This window comes from Paenarthrobacter sp. AR 02 (genome assembly GCF_021538675.1).
Classification (GTDB): domain Bacteria; phylum Actinomycetota; class Actinomycetes; order Actinomycetales; family Micrococcaceae; genus Arthrobacter.
Genome location: NZ_JAJUKH010000012.1, coordinates 64660 through 80268 on the forward strand (window position 1 = coordinate 64660; position 15609 = coordinate 80268).

The following is a 15609-nucleotide window of genomic DNA, read 5'->3' on the forward strand; positions in this document are numbered from 1 at the left end:
GATCAAAGGCCGACGCCGGCAGGCTGGTTTTGCTCGCTGCAAGCCCTTGTCCTGCGGCCACCCCAGGGTGTCCAATCCTCTTTAACGTTCCACGTTCAGGGCGTTTGCATGAGCGCCGGAGAGAACACCAGGAGGTGCCCATGTCCGTGAAGGGTACGCGCGAACCGGCAAAAGGAAGCGGCCCAGGCACTGCTGAGGCCAAGGGCGGCGATAATGGCTCGACCATGTCACCCACGGATCCTGCCGGCATCCGGAATGTGGCACTCGTCGGACATTCCGGTGCAGGTAAATCCATGCTGGTGGAAGCCCTGCTTGCAGCCACTGGCGCCATTCCCAGGATGGGGACCATCAGCGACGGGACCACGGTCAGCGACTCGGATCCGTCCGCGATCCATCAGCAACGGTCCGTGACCTTGTCGGTGGCGCCGATCCGGGTCGGTGCGGTCAAGGTCAACCTGATCGACACCCCGGGCTACACCGATTTCACCGGCGAACTTCGGGCAGGTTTGAGGGCCGCAGACGCGGCCCTTTTTGTTGTATCCGCGGTTGACGACATCGACGGCGCCACCGTTGCGTTGTGGGGCGAGTGCCAGAAGGTCCGGATGCCGCGTGCGGTGGTGCTCAGCAAACTGGACCATCCGCGCGCTGACTTCGCCGCCGCCGTCGTGCGCTGCCGGGAAGCATTCGGTGACTCTGTCCTTCCCCTGTACCTTCCTGCCGCCGACAACGCCGGCCTCATTGGCATCATCCATGGCACCAGCAGCGAGACGCGGGTGGAGGAAGCCCGGGGACCCCTGGTGGAAGGCATTATTGCCGAAAGCGAAGACGAGACGCTGATGGACCGGTATCTCGGTGGTGAAGAACTGGCGCTGGAGGACCTCATCAAGGACCTCGAAACAGCGGTGGCCAGGGGAAGCTTCTTCCCCGTCATTCCCACCGCCGCAGAAGCCGGCATGGGGCTCGCTGAGCTCATGGCCCTCATGACCGAAGCCCTGCCATCACCCTTGGAACGGGTTCCCCCGCCGGCCATGACGTTGGACGGCACATCGCTTAAGCCCCTGCGCTGCGATCCGGCAGCTCGATTGGCGGCCGAAGTAGTGCGAACCACCGTGGATCCGTTTCTTGGCCGTGTATGCCTTGTCCGGGTCTTTTCGGGAACCCTGCGGGAAGATTCGTCGATCCACGTAGGCGGCAGGGGACTCGCCGACAGGGGCCATGAAGACCACGACGCCGACGAACGCGTCACCCATCTGTACTCACCTGTCGGTCAGGGACTGAAAGCAGTTCCGCAGTGCATTGCAGGTGACATCTGCGCGATCAGCAAACTCGCCAACGCCGAGACGGGCGACTCGATATCAGACCGTGAGGCGCCGCTGCTTCTTGAGACCTGGAACATGCCCGAGCCCCTGATGCCGGTCGCCATCGAAGGCGCTTCCCGGAGTGACGAGGACGCGCTTGCCAAGAGCATCGGCAAGGTGGCGGCCGCCGACCCCACGCTGCGCCTGGAACGGAACCCGGACACCCACCAACTCGTCCTCTGGTGCATGGGGGAGTCCCACGCGGAGGTAGTCCTGGACCGGCTCCGCAACCAGGGCGTCAAGCTGCAGACCGTGGACGTGATCACGCCTCTCCGGGAGACCTTTGCCACGAAGGCAAATGGGCACGGCCGGCACGTCAAGCAGTCCGGGGGCCACGGGCAGTTCGCCATCTGCGACATAGAAGTCGAGCCCCTCGGCCGCGGCGAAGGATTCGTGTTCTCGGACAAAATCGTGGGCGGCGCAATCCCGGGAACTTTCGTTTCTTCCGTGGAAAAAGGCGTCCGGGCGCAGATGCTTAAGGGTGTCTTGGCCGGTTTCCCGGTGGTGGATATCAAAGTGACGCTGGTGGGCGGTAAGACCCACAGCGTTGATTCCTCTGATGCGGCTTTTCAGGCGGCCGGAGCCCTGGCGCTGCGCGAAGCGGCAGCCGCGGCCAAAATCCAACTCCTGGAACCGGTATCCGCGGTGGTCATCAGCGTTCCCGATGAGTATGTAGGGGCGGTCATGAGCGACCTTTCAGGTCGGCGGGGACGCGTCACCGGGACGACGGCTGACGATACCGCAGGGACCGAAATCACCGCCGAGGTCCCGGACCAGGAGCTCCTGCGTTACGCTATCGAGCTGCGCGCACTGACCGCCGGGACGGGCCGCTTCCGGCGGTCCTACCTCCGGCATGAAGCGCTGCCCAAGTAGGACCTACGGGTTGGCCCGCAGGAACGCGGCCACAGCCGGCGCCAGCGACGCGCCCACTTCGGCTGCGCCCCGCTTCACACCCTTAACCGCAAAAGAATGGTCGCCGCCCTCACACCACTGGAGTGTCGCCGTCGGGCCAATCCTTGCCACTACGCCCTCCAGCAGTTCCGGCGTGGCAAAGGTATCGCGGGTACCTTGAAGAAAGAGCATGGGCACAGTGACTCCGTAAAGGTGCTCGTCGCGAAGCTTCTCCGGCTTACCCGGTGCATGCAACGGGTAGCCCAAGTACACCAACCCCCGTGCGGGCATTCCCTCAGCCACTGCCATTGATGCCATGCGTCCGCCGAAGGATTTGCCGGAAGCCCAGAGGGGTTCCGCATTCCCCAGCTCAGTGGCCCTGTCCATCACGGCCCGCCACGTAGCGATAGCCAGAGGCGGCCGATCAGGAAAACGCCGGCCGGCTTCGCGGTACGGGAAGTTGAAGCGCAGGGTTGCGACCCCTTCGTCCGCCATCGCTTCAGCGAAACCCTGCAGGAACGGATGTTCCATTCCCGCGCCGGCGCCATGGGCCATCACCAGGGTGGCCGAGGGGTTGTCAGGCCGGATGGAAAGGGCCGAAATTTCGAGTTCGTTGACGGCGATCCGCAAGGATGTTTCAGGCGTTGGCATGCATCCATCATCCTGCAGTGAGGCGGTCCGCGATGGACATGCGCACCGGAACGGGCCCGAATGCTGACGCGGGCGGTTCAAACACGGTAGCTTGTGGCCATGGCGAGCGAAGCAACCATTGTCACCGTGCCCGGCCCCGACGGTCCCCGGGAGGTTCGAATCTCCAGTCCCAGCCGAGTCATGTGGCCGGAGGCAGGACTGACCAAGCTGGACCTGGCCCATTACCTCATTGACGTGGGCGAGGCCTTTGTCGCAGCCAACGGGAACCGTCCCGTCAGCCTGCAACGGTATTCGGGCAACATCGAGGGCGAGATGTTTTTCTCGAAGAATCCGCCCAAGGGAGCGCCGGACTATGTGCGTTCGGTGCCCGTCACGTACCCGAGCGCACGGTCCCATCCGCAATTGGTCATCGATGAGCCGGCGGCCGCGGTGTGGGCCGCACAAATGAACACCGTGGTGTTCCATCCGTGGGCTTCCCGGGCCGACGATCCGGATAACCCGGACCAACTCCGGATCGACCTCGATCCCCAACCAGGGACGGACTTTGATGACGCCAAGCCGGCCGCACTTGAACTTCGATCAGTCCTGGAGGAGGCGGGCCTCACGGCGTTCATTAAGACCTCCGGGAACCGCGGGCTTCACGTCTATGCCCCCATCCACCCCAAGCATGAGTTCCTGGACGTGCGTCACGCCGTGATCGCCGCCGGCCGTGAATTGGAACGCCGCATGCCGGACAAGGTCACCATGGCGTGGTGGAAAGAGGAGCGCGGAAAGCGGATCTTCGTAGACTTCAACCAGGCCAACCGGGACAGGACCATCGCCGGTGCCTACAGCCCGCGTGCCGTACCCACAGCGCAGGTATCCTGTCCGCTGACGTGGGACGAACTGGATCACGCCGATCCGGCGAAATACACCATCGCCACAGTTCCCGAGCGCCTCAGGAAAGCCGGTGACCCGTGGGCGACCATGCACTCGCAACCGGGGGAGATCGACGTTCTGCTTTCCTGGTGGGAACGCGATGTCAGCAACGGCCAGGGCGAGATGCCCTTCCCGCCGGAATTTCCCAAGATGCCGGGAGAGCCCATGCGGGTGCAACCAAGCCGGGCGCGCAAGCCGGAGGAGTAAACCTCCGGAACCTTCGCCTGCGCCCTGGGTTCCGGGGCATCGATCCGGGGGTTATTCGAACCGGGACGGATCTCCGGTTCCGCGACGCACGACTTCGGCAACGCCGCTGGAAAAGTCCACCACGGTAGTCGGCTCTGCCCCGGTGTCGCCGGCGTCGATGACACCGTCCACCTGATTGTCCAGCCGTTCCTTGATTTCCCAGCCCTGCGTCAGGGGTTCTTCCTGGTCGGGCAGCAGGAGCGTGCTGGACAACAGCGGTTCGCCCAGCTCAGCCAACAGGGCCTGGACAACGCGGTGGTCCGGGATGCGCACACCCACCGTCTTCTTCTTGGGGTGCAGGAGCCGCTTGGGTACTTCGCGGGTGGCCGGGAGGATGAACGTGTAGCTGCCCGGAGTGACCGCCTTGATGCTCCTGAAAACGTCGTTGTCGAGCATCACGAACTGGCCCATCTGGGCGAAGTCCTTACACACCAGCGTGAAGTGGTGCTTGTCGTCCAAATGCCGGATCGCCCTGATGCGGTCAAGCGCTTCCCGGTTTCCGATTTGTGCCCCCAACGCGTAGCAGGAGTCGGTGGGGTAGGCGATCAGGCCGCCGTCCTGCAGCATTTTGACCACCTGGCCGATAGCGCGTGGTTGGGGATCTTCCGGGTGCACATCAAAGAATCTGGCCATGGGAAGAGCCTACGACAAAGCTAGGACAGGATGTCCTTGTTCGAGAATTTTGCGTAGGCCAACGTGCCGCATACGGCGATGTATCCGGCCTGCAGCAACGCATTGGCGCCGAACGACGTCCAGTCGATCGGCTGCCGCAGCAGATCCGCGAACCCCAGCCAATGGTGGCTGAACAGCCACGGGTGCAGCCAGTCCAGTTGCGGGAGGTTGTCCAGCACCTGGGAGACAACAGAGAGGACAATCGTGGCGGCCATGGCGCCCACCGGAACATCAGTGAAAGTGGAAATCAGCAGTCCTATGGCCGACAAACCCAACAGCGACACCGTGATATAGCCGGCGATCACCAAGGACCGCAGCATCGATTCGCCCACGCCGATGGTGTCGCCTGAAAGGAGCGTCACGGGTCCCACAGGAAAAAGCACGACGCCGACCAAGGCACCTGACGCTGCCACGGTCACCGTCGCGGCGAAACAGAACGCAACGGCCCCGGCATACTTGACCAGCAGGAGCCGGACGCGGCCTGCGGGTGCAAGCAACAGGTAGCGCAAGGTCCCCATGTTGGCTTCGCCGGCGATGGTATCCCCAGCCACCACGCCGATGGTCAGGGGCAGGAATAACGGTACGCACACCACCAGGGCGGTCACGGCCACAAACAGCCCGTTCTGGGTGATGCGGTCCAAAAAGAGCGGCCCCCGGCCTGGGGCGACGGGTCGGGACGACAGTTTGACGGCCACAGCTATGAGGATGGGTACGGCCGCAAGGGCGAGCAGCATCGCCCATGTACGGAGGCGACGGAACAGCACCGACAATTCAGAGCCAAGCAGGGACCACCCAACCGCGGGCCGCACCCCCGGGGCCAAGGGCTTAGAGGTGTCAGCCGACAACGTCGAACCCCTCTCCGGTCAGGGACACGAACCGGTCTTCCAGGCTTGCGTCTTCAACAGCGAACCCCCGTACCCGAACGCCATCGGCAACCAAGGCTGCCACGATCACCTCGGGGGCAGGCCCGGCCAGTCCACCGTTCATGACAGCCCTCGCCTCGATGGGGCGTTCACCATCCGGTGTGGCCGCCGGGACCAACCCCAGGCGCGCCAGGACGCCGTTGGCGCGTTCGGCGTCGGGCGTTTCAACCACAACCTGCCTCTGGCCCGCGGACCGCAACTCCGCCAGCGGTCCTTGGGCGACCAGGCGCCCGGCACTCATGACGCCGACGTGGGTGCACATTTGTTCCACCTCGGCCAGCAAATGGCTGGAAACGAACACTGTGGTCCCTCCCGCGGCGAGGGACCGCACCAAGCTACGGACCTCGCGGGTGCCCTGGGGGTCCAGTCCGTTGGTGGGTTCGTCCAGGACCAGCAGCTCCCGCGGCCTGAGCAGCGCGTTCGCCAAGCCAAGGCGCTGCTTCATGCCCAACGAATAGGCCCGGACCTTCTTACCGGCAGCGTGAGTAAGTCCAACACGGTCCAGGGCGTCGGCGACGCGTTGTCGACGTGTCGCCGGCAAGGCGTGGCGGTCAGCTGAATCGAGGCGCATGAGGTTTCCGGGTCCCGTGAGGAAGGGGTAGAAACCGGGCCCTTCCACCAAGGCACCGACATCGGGGAGGACCGATGCCAGCGCGGCCGGCATGGACTGGTCCAGGACCCGGACATCGCCGCTCGTGGCGGAAGCCAGCCCCAGCAGTACCCGGATGGTGGTGGTCTTTCCCGAACCGTTGGGTCCAAGGAAGCCGAATACCGCCCCGCGCGGTACAGCGAGGTCGATGCCGTCAACGGCGGCGCGTTGCCCGAAGCGTTTCACCAGCCCGTGGGTCTCAACAGCCAGCTCCTCAGCGGCGGCCCCGCGCTGCGTTGGTGAGGGCTCCTTCACTGGGCGGCAGCCGCTGACTGGAGCCGCTCCAACGGGACCAGCCCTGCGAGGACGCGGCCGTCGTCGAGAATCAGGACGCTCACCAGCGAAGAGGTCAATGCCCGGCCGCCGGAAACGCTTTGCAACACCTGGGAGATTTGGGGATTCGAAGTAAGCCCGGCAGGCACGGCGGCGGCAGGCAGCATGACGATCGATCCCCACCCTTCGCCGGAAACCCGTGTGCCGTGAGGCGATGGCGCTTTGGGGCTGGAATCGGCATCAGGCACCGGAGTGAGCCGCGCCGGGAGTACCTTCGTGGTGACAGTGGAACCCGCTGGCGGTGTGAACTGGAACAAGCCGGGATCGGGAGCGGTAAGGCTCAGATCGGTGAAGGCCAGGGAGTAGGCAGGGTCGGCTTGGTTCTTCGCCTGGACGTGGACGCCCAGCGGGAAGCCGGTTTCGGAGTCGACGTCGATGGACACCGAGGCCACCAGGGTGCCGGGGTCCTTCGGGGCCAGGCTAAGCCTGTACGCACTACGACCGGCAACCGATGAAGCCTCTCCCACCGTTACCTCGGTTCCGGCGTCAACAGCAGCCAGGAACCGGTTGGCCAGCGCCTCGGGCGTGGGCATCGCCGGCTTGCTGGGAAGAGTCTCCGTGGGGGCGCCGGGTTTTGGGGCCTGGAGGTGGGTGGCGCTGTTGTCTGCCGAGTTGTAGAACCACGCATCCTTGCCGTTGACGATGAGGTCGCGCTCAGCCATGGCGTCCATGATTTGCAGTCGCGCCTTGGTGGGATCGCCAACGAAGACACGCGCGGTGTGGCTGCCCGCCAGGAACTCAAGTGCGGTACCAGCACCCGGAGTGACGCCCGGGGTCGACGAGGGTATATCCGGGAGTCCCAGCTCCGCAGTTTGTTGGAGCGTTCCGGAGAAGGCACGCACTTGCGTGCGCGCAATCATGGCAAGAACCTCATCCGCCGTCTTGGGCGGCAACGACACTGTGGCACCGGCCTGGACCGAACCGGTGAGCACCGCAAGGACAAGGGCAAGGGGGATCAGGAGAGCTGGCAGCCACCGCCGCTTGGCCCGCGTCATTGCTACCGACCACCGCACGTGAAGGGCATGGATTAAGACTACTCCCGTTCCTGTCCGGAATTGGGGGCAGTCTCGCAGAAGCGCGAGTTAGTCCTGGATCAGCTGGCGCGCCAGTTCCACCGCACCGTGCACCGGGGCCTGTGTCAGGATCCGGACGGATGACGGGTCCTCGAGGGAAACTTTCCTGGCTACGGCACCAGCCAGCTGGCTCTGGTTGACCAGCAGGCCCCCGGCCATGACGAGCGGCAGGTCTAGGCCCAGTTCCCCCAGTACCTGGCGGGCAAGTGTTGCCAGGGAATGCGCGGCCTCGGCCTGGATCCGAACGGCAGCGGGGTCTCCCTCAGCTGCAAACTCCAGGACGAGCGGGGCCAGGCTGGCCCAGTGGTCAGGTTCCGGCTTCGCGTAGAAGAAGTCCATGAGCTGCAGGGCATCGGCGCTGGAGGTTGCTTCCATCAGCGCCCGAACCAGGATCCCAGGCTCCAGTCCGGCGTAGTACTCGCGCAGGGCTTCCCGGACGGCGTCGCGCACCACTGAGTAGCCGCTGCCCTCATCGCCCAGCAAATAGCCATACCCGCCGCTTCGCGCTTCGCGTCCCTCGGCGTTTCGACCCCAGGCTACCGAGCCGGTGCCAGCGACCAGCACGGCGCCGGCGTCGAGGCCGGCGGCCGCGAGGACAATGCGGGTGTCGTGGACCACCTCGACTTTGGCGCCGGGGAAATGTTCCATGAGGAGGGCGGAGAGGACAGCACGGCTCGCTGGCGTGTCGGCGCCCGCTGCACCCGCACAGACGGCTTTGACTCCACCTCCCACGCTTGCGGCAATCCGGCGCAGGACCGCGTCAGCGCCCTGATGCCCGACCGATGACAAGTTGGCGCTGGTTTCCGTGATTTCATCACCGGAGCTCCCCGGTGATCCGCTGACTCCCTGCGCTTGGTCCGAACGGACGGCGTGTGTCTTTGAGCCGCCGATGTGGAGGCCGAGGACTCGCGGCGTCACGGGAGCATCGCCGATGCTTTGGTTCTGCCGGGTGCGATGGCGCGGATCAGGGTCCCGGCCCGCTTCGCAGCGGCGCTCCTCAAGTTCACGGTGTCCTTCAACTGGCGTCCCTTCGGTTCAGGTGCGGACTGTCTGTGCGAAGGTGGGGGAGTGCCCCTGGCTCGCCGCAGTTGGTTGAAACCAACAGTCCCTAGATTGGCATAGACCAATCCAGCTGTCTACAAGTAGGATGTCCAACATGCAACCAGAAGCTGCACCTGCTGCGCCGAAGTATTACCTCCTCAAAACGGAGGTCTTGGCGCTGATCGCGGGTCTGCAGCCCGGGACGCTTATCCCCACCGAGCGGGCACTGGCGGAAAAGTATGCAACCTCCCGCACCACGGTCCGGCAGGCGATCAGCGAGCTCGTCGCGGAAGGCAGGTTGGGCAGGATCCAAGGGCACGGAACCTTCGTAGCACCACCCAAGGTGACGCACGTCCGGCAATTGACGTCCTTTTCCGATGACGCCCGCACGCAAGGCCTCCGTCCCGACTCCACCCTGATCGGCCTCGACGTCGTCCGGGCGGACACCGTCGTCTCGACGCACTTGGGATTGGAAGAGGGCGCGCAGGTCACCCGGTTGGAGCGGATCCGCTTGATCGAGGGCGAGCCGTTGGCCCACGAAGTCGCCTGGCTGCCGGGCAAGCTGCCGCGTTTCAAGTCGAACCTGTCCAAATCCGGGTCGCTGTACGCGGTCCTCGAGGACGTCTACGGGATCCGGGTCGCTGACGTGGAAGATACTGTGGAAACTGCCCTGGCAGGTCCCGGCGACGTTCAGCTTCTCGGAATCGAAATGGGTGCACCATTGCTGGTGGTACACAGGCTGGCCAGATCCGCCACAGGTGTTCCGGTGGAGTGGACCCGCAGCACGTTCCGTGGGGACAGGTTCAGGTTCGTCTCACGCGTGAAATCAGGCGATTAGCATGGCCAACTCGGCCTCAGGCGAGTCCGTCATCAGCCGCGTCGTTCGGCTGGTGGGAGCATTTGATGACTCCCACCGCACCATGAATGTAGCCATGCTGGCGCGCCGATCCGGGCTTCCAGTGACCACCACGTATCGCTTGGTGGACGAGATGCTGGCCGAGGGACTGCTTGAACGCGAAGCCAATGCTGAGGTCCGCGTGGGCATACGGCTGTGGGAGCTCGTCTCCAGGAGTTCGCGGATGGTGGGCCTGCGGGAAGCCGCGTTGCCGTTCATGGAAGACGTTCAATCGGTGGTCCAGCATTCAACGACGCTTGGGATCCTGGACTCCGACGAGGTCCTCTACATCGAACGCATCGGCTCCAGGGATTCCATGGTGGACATCACCAAGGTGGCCGGCCGGCTTCCCGTGCACGGTACATCGTCCGGGTTGGTCCTGCTGGCCTACTCGCCGGCTGCCTACCAGGACATCTTTCTGTCCCGGACGCTGGAGAAGTTCACCGATGCCACGCTGACCAATCCAGCCGATCTGCGCCGTCACCTCGCAGCCATCCGCCAACGGGGATTCGCGTCCATGCCCGGAATCATCGTGCCGGAATCAAGCGGAATCGCGGTTCCCGTCTTCGGGCGAACGAACACCGTGGTGGCTGCCTTAAGCGTTGTGGTGCCCAGGAATGAAGAAAACGCGGCCGTGCGCGTGCCGGTATTGATGACTGCCGCGCGCGGTATTTCGAGGGCCCTGGGTTGGCGCGGAGAGCTCAAAGGCGCGCTCCGCCAAAGCAACGGCAACATCTGATTCCCGTTCATCGGTAACGCTGTGGCCCCACTCACAAGCGCGCTGGCAGAGTGGAGCGCACAGCAGGGCACTGCGGACCGGAACCCCGGCCGGCGCCATACACGAGGACATTGACCCTCAAGGCATTCAGCCCAAGTACATCAACGGCCCCCGGGCCCTCTTCCGTGCTGCCCTGCGCCGTAGTGATGTTTGAACGCCGCTATGCCGCGGCAGGAGGAGTTTTGGTCATGGAGTCAGCAGTACACGGAATGCCGTCCCAACGCGTGGCCGGGAAAGTGGCTGTGGTTACCGGCGGCAGGGGAGACCTGGGAAGCGCAACCGCCCGGTTGTTGGCTGAACATGGGGCGTCCGTAGCCTCGTTGGACCGGGCAGGGACGCCGGCCGGGGGCAACCATCCCGGTATCACCGAATACGACGTTGATGTCACCGATGAGTCCAGCGTCGCAAGGACGATCGGAAAACTCAGCGAGGAGCTCGGCGCTCCGGACATCCTGGTCAACGCAGCCGGCATCATCGGCGTCGCCGGAGCAAGCCACACCGCGTCCATGGAAGATTTCAACGCCATCTTTGACGTCAACGTCAAAGGGGTTTGGCTCATGACCAAGTACGTGGTTCCAGGCATGATCGCCAGGCAGTCCGGAAGCATCATCAACTTTTCCTCCATCCACGGACTGACCGGCGGACGCAACGTGCCGCTCTACCACGCAACCAAGGGCGCTGTCCGGCTCCTCAGCAAGTCCGACGCCGCCGCCTACGGCTCCCACGGTGTCCGGGTGAACTCCATCCACCCGGGTTCCATGAACACCAGGATGAGCCGCCGGTCGGCGGAACAGTCCGAGATCGGGGCAGAGGCCTATTACCGGCAGTTGGTAGGCAGCAACCCACTGCCCAGGCAGGGCGAACCGGACGAAATTGCCTACGGCGTGCTGTACCTCGCTTCCGATGAGTCCCGGTTCACCACGGGATCCGAACTGGTGATCGACGGCGGCTACACCGCGGTCTGACCCGCCTGGCAACTGCAACCCCATTTCATTCCCGAAAGGCTCCACCGTGAAATTCCTGAACGGCACACAAACCGATACCTATGACGTCGTCGTGGTCGGCTCGGGCGCAGGCGCCCTGACGGCAGCGGCCACCGCCGCAAAGGCGGGCAAATCCGTCGTCGTCCTCGAAAAAACCGAGCTGCTGGGCGGTACCTCCGCGGTATCGGGAGGCATGCTGTGGGTGGCCGACAACCACCACGCCCGCGAAGCCGGTCTGAGCGACTCCAAGGAAGCCGCGGCGCAATACATCCGCGCTGTGGCCCGCGGACGTAGCCGCGAAGAGCTCCTTGATGCTGCCCTCGATTACGGGGACACCATGCTCCGTTTTACCGAGGACGAATGCGGGGTCCGTTTCATCTTCCTGGATAATTTCCCGGACTACCGCCAGGACCTTCCCGGTTCCGTTGAAGGCGGGCGGACCGTTGAACCCGAACTGTTCAACATCCGCGAGGCACTTGGCGAACTTGCCCACCATGTCCGGTCCGACGGCAGGGCGCCGTTCACTATGCAGGAGTATGAGAACTGGGGTGCCTTCACCAAATTCCCGTGGAATGAACTGAACCAGCGGCAGGAACAAGGACTTGTGGCCAAAGGCCATGCCCTGGTAGCCATGCTGCTTGCGAGCCTGGTCCGGGATGGCGCGGCACTGGTGGTTGGCGCCCGCGGTCAACGACTCCTGCTCGACGGCGGCAGGGTAGTGGGCGTCGAACTCGAGTCGGGTGAAACTTTCCACGCCAACGACGGCGTCGTCCTCGCTACCGGTGGCTTCGAGTGGGACAAGGCGCTGGCCGATTCGTTGCTGGCCTCCCGCCTGTACATCATGTGCTCACCACCCTCCAACACTGGCGACGGACTAAAGATGGCACAGCGGATCGGGGCACAGACCCGCGGAACCCGTGAAGCCTGGTGGGCGCCGATGTCCATCACGGGAGACACCCGCGATGGAGCGCCCATTGGCACCTTGCTGAGGTTCGAACGGCAAGGACCTGGCTCGCTCATGGTCAACCGGCAGGGACGCCGATTCGCCAACGAGTCCCAGAATTACAACGACCTCGCACGCTGCCTGCAGTCCTGGGATTCGCCGAACAACCAGACCCTGAACACTCCGGCACATGTGGCCTTCGACCACGGCTACTTGGAGCGCTACGGCGTCCTGGCTCACCGGGCCGGCCAACCGACGCCGGACTACCTGATCGAAGCACCCACGCTGGAAGAGCTGGCCGAAAAGATGGGTGTCCCTGCCGACGAACTCAACGCAACGGTCAGCCGCTTCAACGAATATGCCGTCAAAGGTGAGGACCCGGACTTCGGCCGGGGTGAAAGCGCCTACGACAAGTACTGGGGCGATGACGACTGCCCTTGGCCCAATCCGTCACTAGGCCCGCTGTTGACCGGACCGTTCTACGCAATGGAGGTGGTCAACGGTGCGTTCGGAAGCAACGGAGGCGTAGCGACGGACGGCCGGGCCCGCGTCCTGGACGTGGACGGCAACGCCATCCCAGGCCTTTTTGCCGCCGGTAACACCACGGAGAATGCCTACGCCGCAGGCTACCCGGGGGCGGGAGCCACCCTTGGCCCCATCATGACCATGGGATACCTTGCGGGCCGGACCATTGCCGGCCAACCGGCCGAGTATGCGGGTGACAGTGTGACGACAGGAGTGGGAGCATGATCCGCCACGCAGTGTTGTTCAAGTTCAAGCCTGACTTTCCCGCAGCGGACAAAGCCGCATGGGTGGCAGGCCTGGATGCGATGGACGGCAAGATTCCGGGCCTTCTGAAACTGACCCACGGCGCTGACGTCTTCCAGCACGAACGGTCCTTCGACTACGCGATCGTTGCCGACTTCGCCTCTGCCGAGGACATCGATGCCTACAACACCCATCCCCTCCACGAGCCACTCAAGAAGTACTCGTTTCCCAACAGCGAGCACATCATCGCCGTCGATTTCCACCTCTAGCACCATTTGGACGCCGTTCGAAGGAGAACAGCCATGTCTACAACTGCCCAGCAAACGACGCTGCGCAAGACCCCCGGAAAAGCGGCTTTGGCCTCGTTCCTCGGAAGCACCCTGGAGTACTACGACTTCTTCATTTATGGCTCAGCCGCCGCGCTGGTCTTCGGTCCGCTTTTCTTTCCCTCCGATGATCCTGCGGTGGGCCTGATCGGGGCCTTCGCCACCTTCGGCGTGGCCTATGTGGCCCGGCCGGTGGGTGGGCTGGTCATGGGCCACTTCGGCGACAAGCTGGGCCGCAAGAAAATCCTGCTCATCACCCTGGGCGTTATGGGACTGTCGTCCCTCGGCATCGGGTTCCTGCCAAGCTACAGCCAGATTGGTTTCTGGGCACCGGTCCTCCTGGTCATTGGCCGCCTGGCGCAGGGTTTCTCTGCAGGGGCGGAATCGGCAGGTGCGTCCACACTGACCCTGGAACACTCACCCGAGGGCCGCCGCGGCTTCTTTACCAGCTTCGTCATGACCGGTTATGCCTCCGGCATGGTGCTCGCGACACTCGTCTTTATCCCGGTGTCCGCACTGCCCACCGAGGCGTTGATGAGCTGGGGTTGGCGCATCCCGTTCTGGTTGTCCATTGTGGTGTTGGGCATCGCCTACTGGGTGCGGACGCACCTGGATGAGACTCCGGTGTTTGAGGACGCCAAGGACCGGCAGGCCGTGGCCCCGATGCCGCTGCGGGAAGTCCTTCGTTTCCAGTCAGCCGATGTGGCGAGGGTGGTTGGCATGTCCATCATGTCTGTCATGCAGACGATCTTCACAGTTTTCGGTTTGTCCTACGCCACCGGCGCCGCAGGCTTCGACAAGGCATCCATCCTGACCGTCAACGCGGTGGCCATTGGCTTGTCCATGTTCGTGATGCCCCTGACGGCGAAACTGTCCGACACTTGGGGACGCAGGCCGTTGCTCCTCACAGCGGCAATAGGCTGCTCAGCGACGATCTTCGCCTACTTCATGGCGTTGTCCAGCGGAAACATCTTCCTGGTCTTCGCCGCCGCGTTCATCAACATGACGCTGCTCTATTCCTGCTTCAACGGAATATGGCCCGCCTACTTCGCCGAACTCTTCGCCGCACCGGTCCGGTATTCGGGCATGGCTTTGGGGAACCAGTTGGGATTGGTGGTGGCCGGCTTTGCTCCCCTCATCGCAGGACTCCTGCTGGGCAAGGGCCAGGACGGGTGGCTTCCTGTCGCCGGGTTCGCGGTGCTGTGCATGGCCATCGCCGGCGTCTCCGCCTATTTCTCACGGGAAACCGCCAAGACTCCCATCGAAGACCTGGGGGAGCCGTACTGGCGGGGAATCGCCGTCAGGAAACCGTAGCTGCGGCCGTGCCCGCCAGGCAGCGACGAACGAATTCGGCACTGGGTTCGGCATAGGCGGCAACAATCCGTTTGAACAATTCAGCACCCTCGGCCCCGGGCCAGTCGGCTGGCAGGAAGGCCGCCGGCAACCCGGGGTCGAGGTACGGGATGATCCTCCATCGGTCGATGCACTGGACGTACGTGGCGAAGGCCTGCGCAGAGACGTCAACGGCGCGGCCTGAAACCGCGGCACCATGCTCCCTGATGAAGTCCTTGTGAAGGCCGGCCACCGCCTCCAGGTCCCACCAGTTCGACGCGGCATCCCGGAGGCTGCCACCTACCAACGGGGTTTCGGTCACGAAGACGGTTGCCATGTCCCGCAGGTCCAGGTCGGCCAGGATTTCCTCGACCTCCCCCCGCAGGGAGTCAGGGCAGATCCACAGACCCGCGGCCACTGTCCCGCAGCCGATCCAATGGAGCCTGCGCCGCAGCTGGTGTCGCTTTTCGCGTTCGGTCTCCGGAATGGAAAACGAGATCAGGCACCACGGATCGGCGTCGCCCATGCTGCGGGGGTTGTAGATCCGGCGGTCACCACGGGCCAGCATCGTGGAGGCGCCGTCGGTGAGCGTATAGCCGGGGAGTCCGTCACGGTTTTCCTGCAGGACCACATCCTTCTTGCGCAACCGGCCCAAGGCGGTCCGCGTGACTGTGCCGGACGTGCCGAGGGCCTCCATCAGGGCAACGATGTCCTTCGCCGACATCCAGCCCCCGGCATCCCTCAAGTACAATCCAATGACGGTCCGCAGCAATGAAGTGGTACTCCCGGGGCGGGAGTCCATATCGTCCAGTACAGCGCTCACTTCAGG

At 64.1% G+C, this 15609-nt stretch carries 15 protein-coding genes; 8 read left to right on the forward strand and 7 right to left on the reverse strand.

What is annotated here, in order from left to right; all coding sequences use genetic code 11:
- The first annotated feature begins 140 nt into the window (after positions 1–140).
- A complete protein-coding gene (locus LRQ04_RS18055; RefSeq protein ID WP_235521686.1) occupies positions 141–2231 on the forward strand; it encodes an elongation factor G-like protein EF-G2 in 2091 nt (696 codons plus the stop codon).
- Positions 2232–2234: 3 nt separating this feature from the next.
- Here LRQ04_RS18055 and LRQ04_RS18060 read toward each other — a convergent pair whose 3' ends face one another.
- Positions 2235–2900 (reverse strand): alpha/beta family hydrolase, encoded by a 666-nt coding sequence (locus LRQ04_RS18060; RefSeq protein WP_235521687.1) that lies wholly within the window; start codon positions 2898–2900, stop codon positions 2235–2237.
- A 99-nt stretch (positions 2901–2999) separates the two neighbouring features.
- Between LRQ04_RS18060 and ligD the strand changes: the two genes are divergently transcribed.
- Positions 3000–4025 carry a non-homologous end-joining DNA ligase gene (ligD, locus tag LRQ04_RS18065; RefSeq protein ID WP_235521688.1) on the forward strand — a complete coding sequence of 342 codons (1026 nt, stop codon included), beginning with the start codon at positions 3000–3002 and terminating at the stop codon, positions 4023–4025.
- 51 nt (positions 4026–4076) lie between these two features.
- Here the strand turns inward: ligD and LRQ04_RS18070 are convergent, their stop codons facing one another.
- The 5 genes from LRQ04_RS18070 to LRQ04_RS18090 form a co-directional block, all read right to left on the reverse strand.
- On the reverse strand, positions 4077–4697 hold the full coding sequence (locus LRQ04_RS18070) for an L-threonylcarbamoyladenylate synthase (RefSeq protein ID WP_235521689.1): 621 nt from the start codon (positions 4695–4697) through the stop codon (positions 4077–4079).
- Positions 4698–4717: 20 nt separating this feature from the next.
- Positions 4718–5581, reverse strand: a complete 864-nt coding sequence (locus tag LRQ04_RS18075; protein ID WP_255774365.1) for an ABC transporter permease — start codon at positions 5579–5581, stop codon at positions 4718–4720.
- Positions 5571–6563 carry an ABC transporter ATP-binding protein gene (locus LRQ04_RS18080; protein ID WP_235521690.1) on the reverse strand — a complete coding sequence of 331 codons (993 nt, stop codon included), beginning with the start codon at positions 6561–6563 and terminating at the stop codon, positions 5571–5573. Before LRQ04_RS18080 ends, LRQ04_RS18075 begins: the two co-directional genes overlap by 11 nt.
- A complete protein-coding gene (locus LRQ04_RS18085) occupies positions 6560–7636 on the reverse strand; it encodes a DUF2092 domain-containing protein (protein WP_235521691.1) in 1077 nt (358 codons plus the stop codon). Before LRQ04_RS18085 ends, LRQ04_RS18080 begins: the two co-directional genes overlap by 4 nt.
- Before the next feature lie 87 nt (positions 7637–7723).
- Positions 7724–8632, reverse strand: coding sequence for a BadF/BadG/BcrA/BcrD ATPase family protein (locus tag LRQ04_RS18090; protein ID WP_235521692.1), 909 nt, complete (start codon positions 8630–8632; stop codon positions 7724–7726).
- Between the two features lie 229 nt (positions 8633–8861).
- On the opposite strand from LRQ04_RS18090, the gene LRQ04_RS18095 reads away from it, so the two are divergent.
- The 6 genes from LRQ04_RS18095 (at position 8862) to LRQ04_RS18120 (ending at position 14762) form a co-directional block, all read left to right on the forward strand.
- Positions 8862–9593, forward strand: coding sequence for a GntR family transcriptional regulator (locus LRQ04_RS18095; RefSeq protein ID WP_374111500.1), 732 nt, complete (start codon positions 8862–8864; stop codon positions 9591–9593).
- A 1-nt stretch (position 9594) separates the two neighbouring features.
- Positions 9595–10389, forward strand: a complete 795-nt coding sequence (locus tag LRQ04_RS18100) for an IclR family transcriptional regulator (protein ID WP_235521694.1) — start codon at positions 9595–9597, stop codon at positions 10387–10389.
- Between the two features lie 227 nt (positions 10390–10616).
- Positions 10617–11393, forward strand: coding sequence for an SDR family NAD(P)-dependent oxidoreductase (locus tag LRQ04_RS18105; RefSeq protein ID WP_235521695.1), 777 nt, complete (start codon positions 10617–10619; stop codon positions 11391–11393).
- A 46-nt stretch (positions 11394–11439) separates the two neighbouring features.
- The gene (locus LRQ04_RS18110; protein WP_235521696.1) at positions 11440–13104 is read left to right on the forward strand and encodes an FAD-dependent oxidoreductase; all 1665 of its coding nucleotides are present in this window, start codon (positions 11440–11442) and stop codon (positions 13102–13104) included.
- Positions 13101–13391, forward strand: coding sequence for a Dabb family protein (locus LRQ04_RS18115; RefSeq protein ID WP_235521697.1), 291 nt, complete (start codon positions 13101–13103; stop codon positions 13389–13391). The genes LRQ04_RS18110 and LRQ04_RS18115 overlap by 4 nt, the downstream gene beginning before the upstream one ends.
- 33 nt (positions 13392–13424) lie before the next feature.
- Positions 13425–14762, forward strand: coding sequence for an MFS transporter (locus LRQ04_RS18120; protein WP_235521698.1), 1338 nt, complete (start codon positions 13425–13427; stop codon positions 14760–14762).
- On the opposite strand, the gene LRQ04_RS18125 is transcribed toward LRQ04_RS18120, so the two are convergent.
- The gene (locus LRQ04_RS18125; protein ID WP_235521699.1) at positions 14749–15603 is read right to left on the reverse strand and encodes a PaaX family transcriptional regulator C-terminal domain-containing protein; all 855 of its coding nucleotides are present in this window, start codon (positions 15601–15603) and stop codon (positions 14749–14751) included. The two genes, LRQ04_RS18120 and LRQ04_RS18125, sit on opposite strands and share 14 nt — an antisense overlap.
- Between the last annotated feature and the right edge of the window lie 6 nt (positions 15604–15609).